Here is a 19,458-nt window from a genome sequence, read left to right on the forward strand (position 1 = left end):
CCGGTCAGGCGCCGTCCTTCAGCAGCCTGGCCAACCGGGCGGCGATGTCGTCGGGTGCCGCTCGGGTCCAGCTCGCGTTGATCTTCAGCGTGACCTTGCCCGAAACCGCCGGGGTCAGTTTCAGGCCGCTGGCCCGGGTCTGCTCCCGCGCGGCCCGGGCCGTGGTCGCGGCCCGTCCTGCCGCCACCCTGAGCGCGTTGGAGTCGTCCGGCAGCCGGCCCGCCTCGATCCCCAACCCGCCAAGCGCCGCCGCCACCGCCTCGCCGGCCGCGCGGGCCGCTAGCCATTCGGCGTCTTGGCGGGGCAGGGCGTCGAGCGCCAGAAGCGCCGCGGGCCACATCTGATACAGCCCGCCCCCGAACCGGCGACGGTCGTGAAAGAGCCCGTCCAGCGCCTCGGCCGGCCCGGCCAGCACCGCGCCGAACGGGGCGGTAAGGTACTTGTAAAGCGAGACATAGACGAAGTCGTAGGGGGCGCCGATCTCGGCCGGGCTGCGGCCGGACCATGCGGATTCGATGAAGATGCGCGCGGCGTCGAGGAACAGCGGAATGCCCTCGGCCCTGGCCAGCGCTTCGACTTCGCCACGCGCTTCGGCGTCGAACATCCGGTTCGCCAGCCTGCGGTTCGGGGTCTCGATGCAAATGCCGCCGAGACGGGACCGGACCCGTGCCGATGCGGTGCGGGCGATCTCGTCCCGGACCTGATCGGCGGTGAAGCTGGCGCCCTCCGACAGCAACGGCACCATCGTCACCCCGGCCTGGGTGATGTTGTCGCCGGCGTCGTTGAACAGATGGCTGTCGCGATGCACTACCACCCGCGCTCCGGTGCCCGGCGCCATCAGCCGCATGGCCAGCATGTTTGCCAGCGTGCCGGTCGGGAACATCACTGCGCGCTCCTTGCCCAGCAACTCGGCAATGCGGGTTTCCAGCTCGGTCACCGGGCCGCCGTCGCCGTAGTAGTCGGCCTCGACATCGCCGGCCGCGGTCAGCCGCGCCAGCGCCGCGCCCATTTCCTGCGGCGAGAGGCCGACACCGTCATCGGCCATGTTGATCATCGGGGCGCTCATCCTGCCGACCTTTCCAAGGCTTCGGGGAAATGGGCGCGGAGGCCGGTAACGATATCGTCCACCAGAGCCGCCACGATCGCCGCGCCTTTCTCCTTCGTTGCCAAGGTAGCATCGCCGCGAATGCCGGTGGCGGTATAGTCGCGGCCGCTCTCCGGATCGCCCGAAAAGACCCCGGGGATGTAGAACTTGCTTGTCGGCTGATCCAGCGCATGGCCGTAGTCGGTCACCAGCCTGTCGGTCCGGACCCGCTTCTCGTCGAGTTCCAGGATCACCGAGGTTTCCCATTCATCGCCATGACCGCCCAGCTTCTGGCCCAATAGGGCCTCGACCTCGCGGGCCATGAAGCGGATATGCGCGACCGCGACCCGCACCCCGGTCCGTTCGAAGAACTCGCGCACGACGTTGGTCACCGTCGCTTCGGTCGAATAGCCGGTGTTGTAGAGCACCATGTTCCGGACCCCCTGGCGGTGAAATCCGGTCAGGATGTCGTCGAGCAGCCGGCCGAAGGTCTCGGGCGACAGGTGCTGGCTGCCGGGATAGTCGCGAAACGCCGGATAGTAGCCGAACTGGACCACCGGCGCGGCGACCACGGGGACTTCCTTCAGCACCCGGTCGGTGACCAGCCGGGCCAGCAGATAGTCGGTGCAGAGCGGCAGGGCGTGGCCATGTTCCTTGGACGCCGCGCCGATCGGGATCATCACCACCGGCTCGCGGTCGAACCAGGTCTTGGCCTCGGGCCAGGTCAGGTCTTCCAGCCATACACCTTGCATCATCTGTCCTTTCGTCGGTCGGGATCGGTCTCCGCGCCCATCGGGCCGGGGTTATGGCAGGCCGCATGATGTCCGGCGGCGCGTTCTGCCAGGTCGGGGCGGCGTTCGCGGCATTGCGGCTGCATGCGCGGGCAGCGCTGGTGAAAGGCGCATCCGGGCGGCGGGTGAATCGGGTTCGGGATTTCGCCGCCGGGCACCTCGATCCGGCCGCGTCCGGCGCCGGGCTCGGGGATCGCGGCCAGAAGGGCCTGCGTATAGGGATGCTGCGGTGACTCGAACAACTGCTCGGCGGTCCCGATCTCGACGATGCGGCCGAGATAGAGCACCGCGATCCGGTGGCAGAGAAACCGCACCACGCCGAGGTTGTGGGAGATGAAGACCAGCGCCACGCCGGTCTCGGCCTGGATCCGGCGCAGCAGGGTCAGGATCTGCGCCTGCACCGAAACATCGAGCGCCGAGACCGCCTCGTCGCAGACAATCAGGCGGGGCTTGGCGGCCAGGGCCCGGGCGATGCCGATCCGCTGACGTTGACCGCCCGAGAAGGCATGTGGAAACCGGGCCCCGTGTTCGGGCGACAGGCCGACGGTCTCCAGCACCTCGGCGACGCGGTCGTTGATCTGACGGCGCGGCATGCCCTGGTTGACCAGCGCCTCGGCGACGATGTCGCGGACCCGCATCCTGGGATCGAGCGAGGAATAGGGGTCCTGGAAGACCATCTGCATCTCGCTCCGCAACCGCCGCAGGTCCCGGCCCTCGACCCCGGTGATGTCCCGGCCGTCGAAGGACACCTGGCCTTCGCTGGCTGTCAGAAGGCGCAGCATGATCCGGCCCAGCGTGCTCTTGCCCGAGCCGCTCTCGCCGACGATTCCCAGGGTTTCACCCGGCGCGACCGACAGCGACACGTCGGCAACCGCCGTCAGATGCGCGGTCGGGCGGCCCAGCATGTCGGAGCCTGCGGCGAAGCGCTTGGTGACGCCATCGAGCGACAGGAGCGCGGTCATGCCGGTTCTCCGGTCAGGCGACCGATCTGGTCCGGGCGGATGCAGCGGGAGAGATGCGCCGGGCCGATCGCGGCCAGCGCCGGCGGGGCGCTGCGGCAGGCCTCGATCGCCAGCGGGCAGCGCGGGGCAAAGCGGCAGCCCCGGGGCAGGCGATTGGGCGGCGGGGCCGAGCCCGCAATCACCGGCAGGTCGGCCTGTGCAGCACGCGCGTTCGGGATCGCCCGCATCAGCAGGCTGGCATAGGGATGGCCGGGGTTGGAGAACAGCCGGTCCACCGGTGCCGTCTCGACGACCTCGCCGGCATACATCACCGCCACCCGGTCGGCATAGCGCGAGACCACTCCCATGTCATGGGTGATCAGCAGGACGGCCATCCCGGTCTCGTCCCGCAGGTCGAGGATCAGGTTCAGGATCTGCGCCTGGATGGTGACATCCAGGGCCGTCGTCGGCTCGTCCGCGATGAGCAGCTTCGGATTGCAGGCAAGCGCCATGGCGATCATGATCCGCTGCTTCATGCCGCCCGACATCTGGTGCGGATAGTCGCGGGCCCTGGATTCGGCGGCCGGAATGCCCACCCGGTCCATCAGCGCCACCGAGCGGCGTCGCGCCTCTTCGGCCGGGATGCCATGTTCGGTCATCGCCTCGGCGATCTGGTTGCCGACCCGGCGCACCGGGTTGAGGCTGGTTCCCGGCTCCTGAAAGATCATCGCCATCTCGGGGCCGCGCAGCGCCCGGAGGGCCTGCGGATCGAGACCGGTCAACTCGCGCCCGGCCAGTCGGACCGAGCCGCGGTCGATCCGCCCCGACGGCCCCAGCAGGCCCATCGAGGCCAGCGAGGTCACCGACTTGCCCGAGCCGCTTTCACCGACCACGCCCAGGATTTCCCCCGGCGCCACCGACAGCGACACGTCGCGCAGCACCTCGGTCCAGCCGCGGGCGCCGCGGAACGAGACATGCAGCCCCTCGATCTCCAGCACCGCGCTCATCGCCGCGCCCTCGGGTCCAGGACATCGCGCAGCCCGTCGCCCAGCAGGTTGAAGCCGATCATCGTGATCCCGAGCGCCAGGCTGGCCGAGAGCGCCAGATGCGGATCGCTGCGCAGATGCGGCAGCCCGTCGCGGATCATTCCGCCCCAGGTCGGTCGCGGCTCCTGCACCCCGATGCCGAGGAAGGACAGCGTCGCCTCGGCCATGATGATCAGCCCGACCCCGAGCGAGGCACGGATCATCAGGGGGGCCGCGATGTTCGGCAGCAGGTGGCGCAGCATGATCCGCCAGGTCGGTGTCGCGCAGGCCAGGGCCGCCTCGACATAGGTCTCGGTCTTCACCTGAAGCACCAGCGAGCGCGCCAGCCGGGCGATGCCGGGCCACCAGACCAGCGACAGGGCGACGATCACGGTGGCGGTGCCGGGCCCCATGACGGCGGCGACGAGGATCGCCACGATCACCTCGGGAAAGGCAAAGATCACGTCGACGGTCCGCATGATCAGCCCGTCGCGCCAGCCGCGATACCAGCCGGCGATCATGCCGGCGGCGACGCCGATGGTCATGGTCATCGCCAGCACCGTCAGGGCGACCAGCATCGAGACCCGGGCGCCGCTCACCAGCCGGCTCAGCACGTCGCGGCCCAGCTCGTCGGTGCCCAGAAGATGCGCGCCGCCGGGCGGGCGCCAGTTGTCGAGGATATTGACCTCGGTCGGGTCGTAGGGTGCCAGCCAGGGCGCGAAGATGGCCACGATCAGCACCGCGCCGACGATGGTTCCGCCGATCATCGTGTTGCGGCTGCGCAGCAGGCGCAGTGCCAGGTCGGACCCTTCCGGCGGGATGTCCTCGACGCTGCTCATGCCGTGTCGCCCGCCAGCCGGATGCGCGGGTCGACGACGCCGTAGAGCAGGTCCACCGCCAGATTGACCAGGGTGAAGATCGCGGTGAAGAGCAGCACGATGGACATGGTCACCGGATAATCCCGCGCCAGGACCGAGTCGATCGCGATCCGGCCCAGCCCGGGGATGTTGAAGATCGTCTCGACCACGAAGGCCCCGGACAGCAGCCCGCCGAAGATGATCCCGATCGAGGTGAGCAGCGGCACCAGGGTGTTGCCCAGGGCATGGCGCCAGATCACCAGCCGCTCGCGCACGCCCTTGGCCCGGGCGGTGCGGATGAAGTCACGCTCCAGTACCTCCAGCATGTAGGTCCGGGTCAGCCGCGCGACCACCGCCATCGGCGGGATCACCAGCACCAGGATCGGCAGCACGAGCTGATCGGGCCGCCCCCAGCCGGCCACCGGCAGCAGCGCCAGCTTGACCGCGAAGAGCCAGACCAGCAGCGAGGCCAGCGCGAAACCCGGGATCGAAATCCCGGTGACCAGGAACAGGATCACCCCGGTATCGGTCCAGCTTCCGGCCCGGGTCGCGGCCAGGATGCCCAGTCCGACGCCCAGCGGCACCGCCAGTGCCAGCGCGATCAGCGCCAGCACCGGGGTGATCCGCAGGCCACCCGAGATGACATCGAAGACGGTGCTGCCGACATAGCGGTAGGACAGGCCGAAACTGCCATCCGCGATGCCGCCCAGATAGGTCAGCAACTGCGTCCACCAGGGTTGGTCCAGCCCGTAGTCCGCCCGCAGCCGCGCCGCCAGTTCGGCATTGCCCGACTGGTCGCCCAGCATCATCATCACCGGGTCGCCGGGCACCAGCCGGACCGCGAAGAACGTGACCAGAACCGCCACCGCCCAGACCAGGCCCAGAGCCGCAAGGCGTCGAAGCGAATAGTTCAGCATTGTGGGTGGCGGTGCAGGGTCATTCGGCCTTGGTCACGCCTTCGAAGGGCAACATGCGGAACGGGGTCAGCCGGATGCCCTCGACTCCGGGCTTCACCAGCAGGACCTGCAGCCGCAGTGGCTTCGGGCACATGCCCCAGTCGTCCAGCAAGAGCTTCTCGGCCGCGTGGTAGATCTCGTAACGCGCCTCGGAATCGGCGGTCTGTTTCGCCTGTTCGATCAGCGCGTCGTAATCCGGATTGCTGTAGCCCTTGTTGTAGGGGCTCTTGGAGTACCAGAGGTCGAGCAGGAAATTCAGCCCGTCCGGGTAATCCGCGCTCCAGCCCCAGGGGAAGAAGGCGATCTGCTGCGAGTTCATCCCCTTCAGCATGGCGCCGCGTTCCAGAACCTCCAGTTCGACCGGGAAGCCGACCGCCTGCCATTTCGAGACCATGTAGAGGTCTTCGGTCTTGTTGTTCGCGGTGTCGTTCAGCTTCAGCGGCGGCAGGCCCGCGCCCTCGGGATAGCCGGCTTCGGCCAGCAGCGCCTTGGCCCGCTCGGGGTCGTACTTGATCTCGGCCACGTCGGGGCTGTAGCCCGCGACGCCGGGGGTGATGGCGCCGTAATGCGCCTCGCCCGCGCCTTCGTAGAGCCCCTCGATCATCTCGTCCTGGTTGTAGCTGATGCAGACCGCCTCGCGCACCTTCACATCCTGGAAGGGGGCGTAGTGATCGGGGTTCATGGCCACATAGCGGACCTGCGCGGTGGGCGAGGTCATGATCTGGTCCTTCAGCCCGGCGTCCGAGAAGATTTGCCGGTTCAGGCTGGAATCGGCGCGCAGCACGTCCAGTTCGCCGGTCTCGTACATCGACAGCGCGGTGCTCATCTCGGGGACGATCATGAAATGCACCCCGTCCAGCTCGGGGGCGCCGCGCCAATAGTCCTCATGCGCCACCAGATGCACTTCCTGACCGCGGCTCCACTCGTCCAGCTTGAACGGGCCGGTGCCGGCCGAAACCGTCGTCAGCCAGTCCGGCCCGGCCTCGGCAGCGACTTCCGAATCGAAGATGTAGAGCGGGTAGAGCGGGAACAGCACGTCCGGCGCATCAAAGCTGATCTCGACCGTGTAGTCGTCGATGATCCTGACCCCGGACAATTCGGTCGTGCTGCCGTCCTTCACCTTGTCGGCGCCGGCCACCAGCTCGGCATAGCCGGCATTCAGGCCGCCCTTGTTTTCGGGGATCAGCAGCTGTTCCAGCGTGGCCTTCACATCCTTCGCGGTGAACTCGCGCCCGGAGTGGAACTTGACCCCTTTGCGCAGGTGAAAGCGGAACCCCATGTTGTCGGCCAGCGGTTCCCAGCTTTCGGCCAGGGCGGGGATGACATTGCCTTCGGCGTCGATGGCCGTGAAGCTCTCGTAAATCTGGGTCAGGACATCGCCGGCGACCAGTTCGGAATAGGTGATCGGGTCGAGCATGGCCGGATCGGCCGGCAGGTTGGTCGTCAGTTCGGCGGCCAGCACCGGGCTGGCAAGCATCAGGCCGGCAATCAGGCCAAGGGTCGTGCTGCTAGGACGCATCTGTCTCTCCTGTCGGTTATGTTCCGCGGTCTTGCGCCGGCGGACTTCGGTCGATGAATATCGGTCTGGCGTCGGGTCATGCCGGCACCGAGAATGATTCCTCGCAAAGTCTAGGCGGCTTGTCGGCGCACGACAATATGCATATGCATTTGTAATCCGCCCAAGTTTTGGGCGCCGGATCGGGGCAGGAGCATGGGCAAGGAAAAAGGCCACAGATGACGGGCGAACGCGCCACCGCAGTTCACACGAGGATCCTGCAGGACTTCGAGGTGAGGATCCTCTCGGGGCAATGGCACAGCGGCTACCGGATCCCGACCGAGCACGAGATCGCCGCGAGCTACGGCTGTTCGCGTCCCACCGTGGCCAAGGCGCTGATGCTGCTGGAGCAGAAAGGCATGATCGAGCGCCGCAAACGCGCGGGCACCTTCGTCAAGCGACCTCCGGCGCAGTCGATCATCCTGCAGATTCTCGATCCGGCCTCGGACATCGAGGCCCGCGGCCAGCGGCACACATTCGAACTCACGGCACGGGAACAGCGCCCGGCCGGACCTGGGGACCGGCGCCAGCTGCACCTGAAGCGCGGGCCCGTGCTGGAGGTCACCACCCTGCACCGCGCCGACGGGGTGCCCTATTGCCTGGACCGGCGGCTGTTCAACCTGTCACTGCTGCCCGAGGCGGCAGAGGTCGATTTCGAGAAGGTCGAGGCGGCTGGCTGGCTGATCGACCGGCTGCCCTGGCGCCGCGGCGACAACCTGATCCGGGCGATGGAGGCGGATGCGCGGCTGGCGCAGGCGCTGGACGTTCCGACCGGGGCGGCGCTGCTGGTGATCGAACGCATGGTCCATGTCGGCGAAGGGCAGGTGGCGCACGGGCTGGCCTGGTATCCGGCGGCGCAGGTGGAGCTGAAGTCGCACTACCGGACCGGCCTGCCGGGCCCCTCGGGTGCGCCGTCCGGCGGGGGCTGAGGTCCGGCCACCTGTGCTGAGGCGGGGAACGCCTGGCCATCGGGAGGGGAGTGCCGACACGGACCGGCAGCGCCTCCATCCATGCCCTCCAGTGTCTTGTCGGGCGGTGAACGATCTGCCGGGCGGCCCGGCCTGCCGCTTCGATCAACTTCGGAACCGTGCCGGAAGAGCTCTGGCCAATGCCCGGCCGCAGGTTCGAAAGGGGGCGCAATGGGTGGCATGTCTCGGTGCCGGCAGCCCATTCGACCCGTCGAGGGTCGGACGGCGGGCATGCCTTTGGCACAGGCGCGGCACCGGCAAATCATGGGGTAAGATGGTGGGCGACCCTGGAATCGAACCAGGCGTGGGTCTCCCCGGCGGAGTTACAGTCCGCTGCCGCACCTTGCAGCTCGTCGCCCTTGGCCGGGGCGGACCCGGCGCGAGCCGGGGAATAACGAAGGGTTCGGGGCGGGTCAATGGGGAACGGTACGAAGACTTCCGGCGATGCGCGACTTGTCCGGGGTGGGCGCCTCCGGCGGGAGTATTTGTTCCCCGAAGATGCGACCGGGCCGCGGGGCGGGCAGGGCCGGGCTTTTCGCGGCGGACGGCAGCGGGTAGAGGAGGGGCGAACAGCGGGGCGTCAGCATGCAGAAACCGAAATGGGTGATCCAGAAGGAACGCGCCGAACGGGCCGAGTCCCGGGCCACGGTCTGGCTCTTCGGCCTGCATGCGGTGCGCGATGCGCTGCTGAATCCACGGCGCGAGAAGCTGCGCCTGATCGTCACCAAGAACGCGCTCGACAAGCTGGGCGAGGCGGTCGCGGCCTCGGGGCTGGACCCGGAACTGGCCGACCCGCGCAAGTTCCCGGCGCCGCTGGACGAAGGTTCGGTTCACCAGGGCGCGGCGCTGGAGGTGCGGCAGCTCAACTGGGGGCCGCTGGACGAGATCGCGGTCAATGCGCAGCTGCTGGTGCTGCTCGACCGGGTCACCGATCCGCATAACGTCGGCGCGGTGCTGCGCTCGGCCGAGGTGTTCGGTGCCGGGGCGGTGATCGCGCCGCTGCGCCATTCCGCCCCCGAGACCGGCGCCCTGGCCAAGACCGCCAGCGGTGCGCTGGAGCGGCAGCCCTATCTCCGGGTCGGCAACCTGGCCGAGGCGATGACCCGGTTGCAACGCATGGGCTATGTGCTGATCGGGCTGGACGGCACCGCCGAGACCGAGCTGGGCGCGGCGCTGGACGGCCTGTCCGACCGGCCGGTCGGGCTGGTGCTGGGCGCCGAGGGGCCGGGGATGCGGGAAAAGACCCTGGCCACCTGCGACCGGCTGGCGCGGATCGGGGCGGCGGGGGGCTTCGGCTCGCTGAACGTCTCGAACGCGGCGGCGGTGGCGCTCTACGCGGCGGCGCGGCGGTAGCGCGGCGTCTCGGCGCTTCACATCCTGGGGAGCGGGGCTATCGGCAGCGCCGCTGCCGGTGCATTGTGCCATCGGGTCGCGGGATATCCGCCTGATGGGAGTGCGAGATGCAGCGCCGAACCTTTCTAGCCGCCGCACTGGCCTGGCCGGCGGGCCGGGCGCTGGCAAAGGCGCCGGCCCTGTTTTCGACCGGCGGCCTGGCGATCCATGGCTATGACCCGGTGGCCTATTTCACCGACTCGCGGCCGGTGCAGGGCGATCCGAAGATCGCGCTGAAATGGGGCGGGGCGATGTGGCTGTTCGCCAGCGTCGGGAACCGCAGCGCCTTTGAGACCGATGCCCGCGCCTATGCCCCGCAATACGGCGGCTACTGCGCCTACGCGATGGCCCAGGGCGCAGTGGCGACGACGGTTCCCGAGGCCTGGACGGTGCATGAGGGCCGGTTGTTCCTCAATTTCTCCACCGGGGTGCGCCGGATCTGGCGGCAGGACATTTCCGGCAATATCCGCAAGGCCGACGGCTTCTGGCCCGAAGCGCTGAACGGCTGAGCAGAATGACGCGAAGTTCACATGTCCTTTACATTCCCTTTTTAATTCTGATTCACCACCTACGTAAGTAGACAGGCGCAGGTCTGGAACATCTGCGCTTCCCTTCACTGTCCCTCGTTCCGCAACTGGCGCCCGGCGAACCGGGCGCCTTTTCTTTTGGAATGGCCGCGGCGTTCCGGTGCTTGCTCCCTTCCGCACAACCTGTAGCCTGAGCGTAACCGTCACCGGAGCTTCCGCCATGCGCAGCCTGCCGATCCTTGCCTCAATCCTTGCCGCCGCCCTGGCCTTGCCCCTGGCGGCAGCCGACACGATCGTGTCGCACGGCATTTCGCCCTTCGGCGATCTCAAATACGGCCCCGGGTTCGACCATTTCGATTATGCCGATCCCGCGGCGCCCAAGGGCGGCACGATGAGCTTTCGCGGCACCGCCGCCGCCGGGACCTTCGACAGCCTCAGGGCCTTTGTGCTGGCCGGCACCCCGGCGCAGGGGCTGGGGCGGGTCTATGACACGCTGCTTGTGCCTTCGGCGGACGAGTCCGGGGCGCTCTACGGCCTGCTGGCGGAAAGCCTGGAATATCCCGAGGACCGCTCCTGGGTGATCTTCACGCTGCGGCCCGAAGCGCGGTTCAACGACGGCGTTCCGGTGACGCCCGAGGATGTGGTCTGGAGCTTCGAGACCCTGCGCGACAAGGGCCATCCCTATTACGGCATCGCCTTCTCCGGGGTCGAGAAGGCCGAGGTGCTGGATGGCAGCCGGGTGAAATTCACCTTCAAGGCCGGGGCCCGGACCCGCGACCTGCCGGGCGAGATCGGCCAGATGGAAGTGCTGCCGAAGCATTTCTACGAGGGCAAGGATATCGCGGCCTCGTCGATGGAACTGCCGTTGGGCTCGGGGCCCTATGTCGTGGACCGGGTCGATCCGGGGCGCCAGATCCGCTATTGCCGGGCGCCGGATTACTGGGGGGCCGACCTGCCGGTGAACCGGGGCCGGAACAACTTCGACTGCTATGTCTATGAATATTTTGCCGATACCACGGCCGCCTTCGAGGCGCTGAAGACCGGCACCTATCTGTTCCACGAGGAATATTCCTCGGCGCTCTGGGCCACGGCCTATGATTTTCCGGCGCTGGCCAAGGGCTGGGTGAAGCGCGAGGAAATCCCCGATGGCCGGCCTTCCGGCACCCAGGGTTTCTGGTTCAACCTGCGGCGCGAGAAGTTCCAGGACATCCGGGTCCGCGAAGCCATGGCGCTGATGTTCAATTTCGAATGGTCGAACGAGACGCTGTTTCACGGGCTCTACAAGCGCACCGACAGTTTCTGGGAAAACGCCGCCGCGCTCGAGGCGACGGGCCTGCCCGAGGGCGTCGAACTGGCGGTGCTGGAGAAATTCCGCGACCAGCTGCCGCCGGAAATCTTCACCGAACCGGCCTATGTGCCCCCGGTCTGGAGCACCCGGCAGGTGGACCGCGAGGCGGCACGGCGCGCGTCCGACCTGCTGACCGCCGCGGGCTGGGTGGTCGGTGCCGACGGGCTGCGGCGCAACGCGGCGGGAGAGACGCTGACCGTCTCGTTCCTCGACGACAACCCGGCGTTCCAGCGCATCGTCGATCCCTACATCCAGAACCTGCGCCAGATAGGAATCGACGCGCGGCTGGAGATGGTCGATGCGGCGCAGATGCAGGAGCGGCAGCAGAATTTCGACTATGACATCACCTCGGCGCGGATTCCGATGTCGCTGAGCCCCTCGGTCGAACTGCGGACCATACTGGGCAGCCAGGGGGCCGCCGCGCCGGGCACGCTGAACGTGGCCGGGATCGCCGATCCGGTGATCGATGCGCTGATCGAGCAGGTGATCGGGGCCGAAACCCGCGAGGAGATGCAGGCCAATGTCCGGGCCATCGACCGAATCCTGCGGGCCCGGCATGTCTGGGTGCCGAACTGGACCCGCGACAGCTACTGGGTCGCCTATTGGGACATTTTCGGCCGCCCCGCCATCCAGCCGCCCTACAAGCGCAACGAGGATTTCTGGTGGGTCGATCCGGTCAAGCTGAAGGCCCTGCAGGACATCGGAGCATTGCGATGAGCGGCTATTCCGACGATCTGCTGCGCCAGGTGCTGCAGCGGACCAGGGTCGTGGCCATCGTCGGGGTCTCGATGAACCCGGTGCGGCCGAGCTATTTCGTCGCCCGCTATCTGGGGCTGAAGGGCATTCGGGTGATCCCGGTCAATCCGGGCCATGCCGGAGAGATGCTGTTCGGCGAGGTCATCCGACCCGATCTGGCCTCGATCCCCGACGCGGAGAAAGTGGACTTTCTCGACATTTTTCGCCGATCCGAGGCCGTTCCGGGCATCGTTGATGACGCTTTGCGACATTTGCCGAATCTCAAGACCATCTGGATGCAGCTGGGGGTCGAACATGCCGAAGCCGCCGCCAAGGCCGAGTCGCGGGGTATCACGGTGATCCAGAACCGCTGTCCCAAGATCGAATATCAGCGGTTGTTCGGCGAGCTGCGCAAGGCCGGGTTCAACACCGGGGTGATCTCGTCGCGGCTCTGATCCGGGCAGGGGGCTAGAACCAGGCCGAGAGGACGTTCAGCGGGAACCGGTTGCTGTTGTAGAGGACCGAGGCCAGAACGAAGACCAACACCCCGCCACCCATGCGCCGAAGCCCGGGACGCCAGACATTCCACCAGCGTGGCGGCTGGTAACCGGCCTTGCGGCGCGTCCGCTGCGGCACCACGAAGGCGGTCTGCGTGTCGCGGACGAAGCGGGCGCCGCCAATTGCGAACAGCACCGTGGCGATGGCGAAGAGGGCCTGCGCGATCCCGGTCTCGATGGCGCGCCGGGGCGAGTCGCGCAGCGCCAGTGGAATCAGTTCCTCGAACAGCATCGAGAACAGAACCGACAGGCCCAGCAGGCTCAGCGATATCCGGATGAACCAGCGCCGCCAGCCATCGCGCATCCCGATCAGCCAGAGGACCAGCCCCATCACTCCGGCAATGCCGACCACCGAGGTGGTCGCGGTCCACCAGACGCTGTCCAGATAGGCGTTGATTGCTTCGAGCAGCGGCTTTCCTCCGGTCCCCGTGCCAGACTGTCGGATTTGCCGCCGCGGAACAAGGTGGAGAGACGCCCGGAAAGCAGAAAGGCCGCCCGGGGGCGGCCTCTGTCTGGTCAACCGTGGGGTCCGGTTGGTTTTGGAGCGGGCGATGAGATTCGAACTCACGACCCTAACCTTGGCAAGGTTATGCTCTACCCCTGAGCTACGCCCGCATCCGAGAGTGAGCGGTGAAATAATGAACCCTGCCGCCGCCCGCAAGAGGAAAATTGCAGGCCGGGGCGAGAAAGCTGCATTCCCGCGATGTCAGTCCGGTTTTCGGCCGATCTTGTCGTGCTTTTTCTGGCGCCAGAGGTTCAGCGCCTCGACCCCGCCGGCGAACACCATGGCGGCATAGATGAAGCCGCGCTCGATATGGTTGTGCAGCCCGTCCGCCACCAGCGCCATGCCGACCATCACCAGGAAGGCCAGGGCCAGCATCTTGGTTGACGGATGATCGGCCACGAAGCGGGCAATCGGTTCGGCCGCAACCATCATCACCGCGATGGCGACCATCACCGCCGCGATCATCACCGCGACCTCGTCGGCGATGCCGACGGCGGTGATCACCGAATCGAGCGAGAACACCAGGTCCAGCAGCATGATCTGCACGATCACCGCGCTCAGGGTGGCCTTGGCCTTGGCCGAGCCGGGGTCATGGCTGGCGCCCTCGACCTCGGCGAAAATCTCGGTCGTGGCCTTCCACAGCAGGAACAGCCCGCCGCCCAGCAGGATCAGGTCGCGCCAGGACAGGCCCAGGCCGAACAGCGTGAACAGCGGCTGCGACAGGGTGACGATCCAGGTGATCGAGAACAGGAGCAGCACCCGCAGCACCAGGGCGCCGGTCAGCCCGATCATCCGTGCCCTTCGGCGTTTTTCCGGCGGCAGGCGATCGGCCGCGATCGAGATGAAGATGACGTTGTCGACGCCAAGCACGATTTCCAGAACCGTGAGGGTCAGGAAGCTTGCCCAGATGGCGGGATCGGTCAGCAGGTCCAGCATGTGCCCCTCGGGTATGGTTCGGGCGCATATAGGTATGCGGGCGCCGCTTTGCTATGCCATGTCGTAGCCCGACAGCGCCGAGCCGGTCGCCAGAACATCCTCGGAATGGACGATGACCTGCCCCGGCCCCAGCAGCACCACGCCATAGGCGCCGGGCTCGTCCACCGAGAGGGTGGAATCGTCGCTGACCAGCTCGAGCGGCCCCTGATGGCAGGTGCCCTTCAGCACCGTGAAGGGCAGACCGCGCATGGTGCCCGAGACGGTGCGATGCAGATGGCCGAGGATCAGATGCGCCGGGGCGTCATGCGCCAGCAGCCGATCGACCAGCGCGGCGCCGTCCTCGAGCAGGATCGAATCCATCGCCGGCAGGCCGGTCGGCATCGGCGGATGATGGGCGCAGACCAGGACCTGGCGGTCCCGCGCCCCGGCCAGGGCCGAGTCGAGCCAGGCCAGCCGCTCCGGCCCCAGCCGGCCCAGGTGGGTCCAGCCGAAGGGCGGACCGATCAAGGTGTCGAGCGTGATCAGCCAGGTCTCGCCGATGTCCCGCACGTCCTGCACATGGCCTTCGGGCGTTGCCGGCGCCTCGGGGAACACCGTGCGGAAGGCGTCGCGGTTGTCGTGATTGCCCAGCATCGGGATCACCGGCAGCGGGCAATCCGCGAGAACCGCGCGCAGGCGCTGATATTCGGCCGGTTCCCCGGCATGGGTCAGGTCGCCGCAGAGCACCAGCGCCTCGGCATCGCCGTGTCGGGCCAGCGCATGGGCCAGCGCCTCGGCCAGACGTGCGCCGGGGTCGAGACCGATGATCCGCTGTCCCTCTGCGCGGATGTGCAGATCGGTCATCACCAGCAGTTTGCGCATCGGTCCCTCCGGGCTATGCGCACAGGCAATCCGCGAATTGCAGAAGTTGCAATGCCTCCGGCGAGGATAATCGCCAGGCGCAGGGCTGGGGCCTGTTCCGGCCGTCGCCACCACCCGTCGCCGGTGGACTCTGACCCGGCCTCGGCCCTATCTTCGGAAACCGCCTGACCCCGAGTCTGTCCATGTCGCTTCCACCCGGCTTCCTTGACGAATTGCGCAACCGCACCTCGCTGGCCCGTGTGGTCGGGCGCAAGGTATCCTGGGACATGCGCAAGTCGAACCAGGGCAAGGGCGACTTCTGGGCGCCCTGTCCGTTCCACCAGGAAAAGAGCGCCAGCTTCCACGTCGATGACAAGAAGGGCTTCTATTACTGCTTCGGCTGCCAGGCGAAGGGGGATGCGATTTCCTTCGTCCGAGAGACCGAGAATGCCAGTTTCATAGAAGCGATCGAGATTCTGGCGCGCGAGGCGGGGATGACCGTGCCCGCCGCCGATCCCCGGGCGCAGGAGACCGCCGACCGGCGGACCCGGATGGCCGAGGTGATGGAACTGGCGGTGCAGCACTACCGGCTGCAACTGAAGACCGCCGCGGCGGCGCAGGCGCGCGACTACCTGGCCGGGCGGGGCCTGGGCGAGGCGGCGCAGGAGCGGTTCGAGATCGGCTTTGCCCATGACAGCCGCCAGGGCCTGACCGCGGCGCTGAAGGCCAAGGGCGTGGCGCCGGAACTGATCCTCGCCTGCGGGCTGGCGGCAGAACCCGAAGGCGGCGGTGCGCCCTATGACCGGATGCGGGGAAGGATCATCTATCCGATCCGCGACGCGCGGGGCCGATGCATCGGTTTCGGCGGCCGGTCGATGGACCCGAATGCGCGGGCAAAATACCTGAACTCGCCGGAAACCGAGCTCTTCGACAAGGGCCGCAGCCTCTACAACCTCGCCCCGGCGCGGGCGGCCGCCGGCAAGGGCAAGCCGTTGATCGTGGCCGAGGGCTACATGGACGTGATCGCGCTGGTCATGGCCGGGTTCGAGGCGGCGGTGGCGCCGCTGGGCACTGCCGTGACCGAAGAGCAGCTGCGGCTGATGTGGCGGATCTCGGACGAGCCGGTGATCGCTCTGGATGGCGACGCGGCGGGGATGCGGGCGGCGCTGCGCGTCATCGACCGGGCGCTGCCGCTGCTCGAGGCCGGCAAGGGGCTGCGCTTTGCCATCCTGCCGCAGGGCCAGGACCCCGACGATCTGATCCGCGCCGGCGGGCCGGCGGCGATGCAGGCGGTGCTGGACGCGGCGCAGCCGATGGTGGCGTTGCTCTGGCAGCGCGAGACCGAGGGCCGGAATTTCGACAGTCCCGAGCGCAAGGCGGCGCTGGACCGCGACCTGCGCGAGGCGCTGAAGAAGATTGCCGATCCGTCGATCCGGCGGCACTACGGCGACGAGATCAACCGCTTGCGCCAGGCCCTGTTCCGCCCCGCGCCGCCGCCGGGCCGCAGCTTTCCGAAACCCGCGTCGGTCGGGGGCAAGGGCGGCCGCTGGCGGCCCAACCATGTCGAGCCGGTGCTGGCCTCGACCCGGATGTCGACGCTGGCGGCGCTGCCGGAAGGTGCCGAGGACCGGCTGCGCGAGGCTCTGGTCCTGGCGGCGCTGCTGCGGCACCCCGACCAGATCGCCGAGTTCGAGGACCGGCTCGCGCGGCTCGACATGATGGACCCGGATCACGAGGCGCTGCGCGTGGCGCTTCTGCGGCATGCGCATCGGGCGGAGGGGCTGCGCGAGGCGGTCACCGGGGAGCTTGGCGCCGAGCCCCTTGAACGGCTGTTCGCCGACCGCCATATCCGCATTGCTCCGGTGCTGCGGCCAGATGCGGATCAGGAATTGGTGCGCAATTGTCTGGCCGAAGAACTGGCAAAACTGGCCGCCCGCCGCGCCATGATCCGTGAACTTGGAGATGCCGTGCAGGATATTGACGCGCTGCCCGATGAGGGGCTGACCTGGCGCCTGACCCAGGCGGCCGAGGCCCGCAACAGGGCATTGCGGGCCGAGGCCGAGGACCGGACCGTCTACGACACCGGGGAAAACGGGGCCCCGGTGAGCCGCGACGAGAAGGCCGCATTCGAGCTGCTTCTGAAGCAGATCGCGGGCACCAGGGAACGCCCGCCCGAGGATTGACTTCGGGGGTTTCAGACGCAGGTAAGTAGGGCCGGGTTAACTGAGTGCGAATCACTGATTCGCGTAGTATGATTCGGAGAAGAGTGATTCGGTGCGTGATTCGCCAAGGCGGTGCGCCCCGGGCCGACGCCGACCGAAGACTGCCTGCGACCGAGACCAGACCGACCGAACCGACGCCGACCGAAACGACACGCGACCCCGCCCCAGACCGACCCCGCCAAGGAGTGCCGCATGGCCAAGGACATCGACGAGCAGAAGCCGGACGAAAACGACGCCGAGCCGATGCTGGACATGAGCCAGACCCAGGTCAAGAAGATGATCGCCGACGCCCGCGAGCGTGGCTACATCACCTACGACCAGCTCAATCAGGTTCTTCCGCCCGAACAGGTCTCGTCCGAGCAGATCGAGGACGTGATGTCGATGCTGTCGGAGATGGGCATCAACGTGATCGAGGATGACGAGGCCGAGGAAGAGGAAAAGCCCTCGACCGAAGTCGTCGAAGCCTCGACCTCGCGCGAGGTCGCGGTGGCCACCACGACCACCGAGACGCTGGACCGGACCGACGATCCGGTGCGGATGTATCTGCGCGAGATGGGCAGCGTCGAACTGCTCAGCCGCGAGGGCGAGATCGCCATCGCCAAGCGGATCGAGGCCGGCCGCAACACGATGATCCTCGGGCTCTGCGAAAGCCCGCTGACCTTCCAGGCGATCACGATCTGGCGCGACGAGCTTCTGTCGGAAGACATCCTGCTGCGTGACGTGATCGACCTCGAGACCACTTTCGGCCGGAGCATGGATGGCGACGAGATCGAGGAATCGCCCGTCGGCTCCACCCCGGACTCTCCGGCGGGAAGCCCGCCCGCGGCCAAACCTGCGCCCAAGCCCGAGGCCAAGGCCGAGACCGGCGAGGACAAGCGCGAGCTGGATGCCGACGGCAATCCGCTGGGCAATGACGATGACGACGATGACGACGAACAGGCCAACATGTCGCTGGCCGCGATGGAAGCGGCGCTGAAGCCGCAGGTTCTGGAAACCCTGGCCCGCATCGCCGCCGACTATTCCAGCCTCGCCGAGATGCAGGACAACCGGATGTCCGCGACGCTGAACGAGGATGGCAGCTTCACCAAGGTGGACGAGGCCGCCTATCAGAAGCTGCGCTCGGAAATCGTTCTGCTGGTCAATGAACTGCACCTGCACAACAACCGGATCGAGGCGCTGATCGACCAGCTCTACGGGATCAACCGCAAGATCATGTCGATCGACTCGGGCATGGTGAAACTGGCCGACCAGGCCAGGATCAACCGCCGCGAATTCATCGAGGAATACCGGGGCTACGAGCTGGACCCGACCTGGATGGAGCGGATGGCCCAGAAATCGGGCCGTGGCTGGAAGGCACTGATGGAGCGTTCGGCCGACAAGGTCGAGCAACTGCGCGCCGAAATGGCCCAGGTCGGGCAATATGTCGGCGTTGACATCCAGGAGTTCCGCCGGATCGTCAACCAGGTCCAGAAGGGCGAGAAGGAGGCCCGGCAGGCCAAGAAGGAAATGGTCGAGGCCAACCTGCGGCTGGTGATCTCGATCGCCAAGAAATACACCAACCGCGGGCTGCAATTCCTTGATCTCATTCAGGAAGGCAATATCGGCCTGATGAAGGCGGTGGACAAGTTCGAGTATCGCCGCGGCTACAAGTTCTCGACCTACGCGACCTGGTGGATCCGTCAGGCGATCACCCGCTCGATCGCCGACCAGGCCCGCACGATCCGGATTCCGGTGCACATGATCGAGACCATCAACAAGCTGGTCCGCACCGGCCGTCAGATGCTGCACGAGATCGGCCGCGAGCCGACGCCGGAAGAACTGGCCGAAAAGCTGCAGATGCCGCTGGAGAAGGTTCGCAAGGTGATGAAGATCGCCAAGGAGCCGATCTCGCTGGAGACCCCGATCGGCGACGAGGAGGACAGCCAGCTTGGCGATTTCATCGAGGACAAGAACGCGATCCTGCCGCTCGACAGCGCCATTCAGGAGAACCTGAAGGAAACCACGACCCGGGTGCTGGCCAGCCTGACCCCGCGCGAGGAGCGGGTCCTGCGGATGCGCTTCGGCATCGGCATGAACACCGACCACACGCTGGAAGAGGTCGGCCAGCAGTTCTCGGTCACGCGGGAACGGATCCGGCAGATCGAGGCCAAGGCCCTGCGCAAGCTGAAGCACCCGAGCCGGAGCCGGAAGCTGCGGAGCTTCCTGGATCAATAGAAGGG

17 protein-coding genes and 2 tRNA genes are annotated in these 19,458 nt (G+C 67.3%); 7 read left to right on the forward strand and 12 right to left on the reverse strand.

The window, feature by feature from the left end:
- Positions 1-4: 4 nt before the first annotated feature.
- The 7 genes from NUW50_RS13975 to NUW50_RS14005 are packed head-to-tail and all read right to left on the reverse strand — an operon-like array spanning position 5 to position 7,173.
- Positions 5-1,066 (reverse strand): threonine aldolase family protein, encoded by a 1,062-nt coding sequence (locus NUW50_RS13975; protein WP_258289750.1) that lies wholly within the window; start codon positions 1,064-1,066, stop codon positions 5-7.
- Positions 1,063-1,836 (reverse strand): creatininase family protein, encoded by a 774-nt coding sequence (locus NUW50_RS13980; RefSeq protein WP_258289751.1) that lies wholly within the window; start codon positions 1,834-1,836, stop codon positions 1,063-1,065. Before NUW50_RS13980 ends, NUW50_RS13975 begins: the two co-directional genes overlap by 4 nt.
- Complete coding sequence (locus NUW50_RS13985; protein ID WP_258289752.1) at positions 1,836-2,837, reverse strand: ABC transporter ATP-binding protein; 1,002 nt, start codon at positions 2,835-2,837, stop codon at positions 1,836-1,838. Before NUW50_RS13985 ends, NUW50_RS13980 begins: the two co-directional genes overlap by 1 nt.
- A complete protein-coding gene (locus tag NUW50_RS13990) occupies positions 2,834-3,823 on the reverse strand; it encodes an ABC transporter ATP-binding protein (RefSeq protein WP_258289753.1) in 990 nt (329 codons plus the stop codon). The genes NUW50_RS13985 and NUW50_RS13990 overlap by 4 nt, the downstream gene beginning before the upstream one ends.
- Entirely contained in the window at positions 3,820-4,680 is an 861-nt protein-coding gene (locus NUW50_RS13995; RefSeq protein WP_258289754.1) for an ABC transporter permease, read from the reverse strand. The genes NUW50_RS13990 and NUW50_RS13995 overlap by 4 nt, the downstream gene beginning before the upstream one ends.
- Complete coding sequence (locus NUW50_RS14000) at positions 4,677-5,615, reverse strand: ABC transporter permease (RefSeq protein ID WP_258289755.1); 939 nt, start codon at positions 5,613-5,615, stop codon at positions 4,677-4,679. Before NUW50_RS14000 ends, NUW50_RS13995 begins: the two co-directional genes overlap by 4 nt.
- A 19-nt stretch (positions 5,616-5,634) precedes the next feature.
- Positions 5,635-7,173, reverse strand: coding sequence for an ABC transporter substrate-binding protein (locus tag NUW50_RS14005; protein ID WP_258289756.1), 1,539 nt, complete (start codon positions 7,171-7,173; stop codon positions 5,635-5,637).
- A 215-nt stretch (positions 7,174-7,388) separates the two neighbouring features.
- On the opposite strand from NUW50_RS14005, the gene NUW50_RS14010 reads away from it, so the two are divergent.
- Positions 7,389-8,138, forward strand: coding sequence for a UTRA domain-containing protein (locus NUW50_RS14010; RefSeq protein WP_258289757.1), 750 nt, complete (start codon positions 7,389-7,391; stop codon positions 8,136-8,138).
- Positions 8,139-8,452: 314 nt separating this feature from the next.
- On the opposite strand, the gene NUW50_RS14015 is transcribed toward NUW50_RS14010, so the two are convergent.
- Positions 8,453-8,536, reverse strand: a tRNA-Tyr gene (locus tag NUW50_RS14015).
- A gap of 226 nt (positions 8,537-8,762) precedes the next feature.
- On the opposite strand from NUW50_RS14015, the gene rlmB reads away from it, so the two are divergent.
- The 4 genes from rlmB to NUW50_RS14035 all read left to right on the forward strand — a co-directional run bounded on the left by rlmB (position 8,763) and on the right by NUW50_RS14035 (position 12,634).
- Entirely contained in the window at positions 8,763-9,530 is a 768-nt protein-coding gene (gene rlmB, locus NUW50_RS14020; protein WP_258289758.1) for a 23S rRNA (guanosine(2251)-2'-O)-methyltransferase RlmB, read from the forward strand.
- A gap of 107 nt (positions 9,531-9,637) precedes the next feature.
- The gene (locus NUW50_RS14025) at positions 9,638-10,078 is read left to right on the forward strand and encodes a YHS domain-containing (seleno)protein (RefSeq protein ID WP_258289759.1); all 441 of its coding nucleotides are present in this window, start codon (positions 9,638-9,640) and stop codon (positions 10,076-10,078) included.
- 238 nt (positions 10,079-10,316) lie between these two features.
- On the forward strand, positions 10,317-12,161 hold the full coding sequence (locus NUW50_RS14030) for an extracellular solute-binding protein (RefSeq protein WP_258289760.1): 1,845 nt from the start codon (positions 10,317-10,319) through the stop codon (positions 12,159-12,161).
- Entirely contained in the window at positions 12,158-12,634 is a 477-nt protein-coding gene (locus NUW50_RS14035; protein WP_258289761.1) for a CoA-binding protein, read from the forward strand. The genes NUW50_RS14030 and NUW50_RS14035 overlap by 4 nt, the downstream gene beginning before the upstream one ends.
- 13 nt (positions 12,635-12,647) lie before the next feature.
- Here NUW50_RS14035 and NUW50_RS14040 read toward each other — a convergent pair whose 3' ends face one another.
- The 4 genes from NUW50_RS14040 to NUW50_RS14055 all read right to left on the reverse strand — a co-directional run bounded on the left by NUW50_RS14040 (position 12,648) and on the right by NUW50_RS14055 (position 15,038).
- Complete coding sequence (locus tag NUW50_RS14040) at positions 12,648-13,256, reverse strand: hypothetical protein (protein WP_258289762.1); 609 nt, start codon at positions 13,254-13,256, stop codon at positions 12,648-12,650.
- 20 nt (positions 13,257-13,276) lie between these two features.
- Positions 13,277-13,351: transfer RNA gene (locus NUW50_RS14045), tRNA-Gly, on the reverse strand.
- A gap of 91 nt (positions 13,352-13,442) precedes the next feature.
- On the reverse strand, positions 13,443-14,177 hold the full coding sequence (locus tag NUW50_RS14050) for a TerC family protein (RefSeq protein WP_258289763.1): 735 nt from the start codon (positions 14,175-14,177) through the stop codon (positions 13,443-13,445).
- 51 nt (positions 14,178-14,228) lie between these two features.
- Positions 14,229-15,038, reverse strand: a complete 810-nt coding sequence (locus NUW50_RS14055; RefSeq protein ID WP_258289764.1) for a metallophosphoesterase — start codon at positions 15,036-15,038, stop codon at positions 14,229-14,231.
- 182 nt (positions 15,039-15,220) lie between these two features.
- On the opposite strand from NUW50_RS14055, the gene dnaG reads away from it, so the two are divergent.
- Positions 15,221-17,200, forward strand: a complete 1,980-nt coding sequence (gene dnaG / locus NUW50_RS14060; RefSeq protein ID WP_258289765.1) for a DNA primase — start codon at positions 15,221-15,223, stop codon at positions 17,198-17,200.
- A gap of 231 nt (positions 17,201-17,431) precedes the next feature.
- Positions 17,432-19,453, forward strand: coding sequence for an RNA polymerase sigma factor RpoD (gene rpoD, locus NUW50_RS14065; RefSeq protein WP_258289766.1), 2,022 nt, complete (start codon positions 17,432-17,434; stop codon positions 19,451-19,453).
- Positions 19,454-19,458 lie beyond the last annotated feature (5 nt).

It is taken from the genome of Frigidibacter sp. ROC022, from assembly GCF_024723735.1.
GTDB lineage: Bacteria > Pseudomonadota > Alphaproteobacteria > Rhodobacterales > Rhodobacteraceae > SLM-1.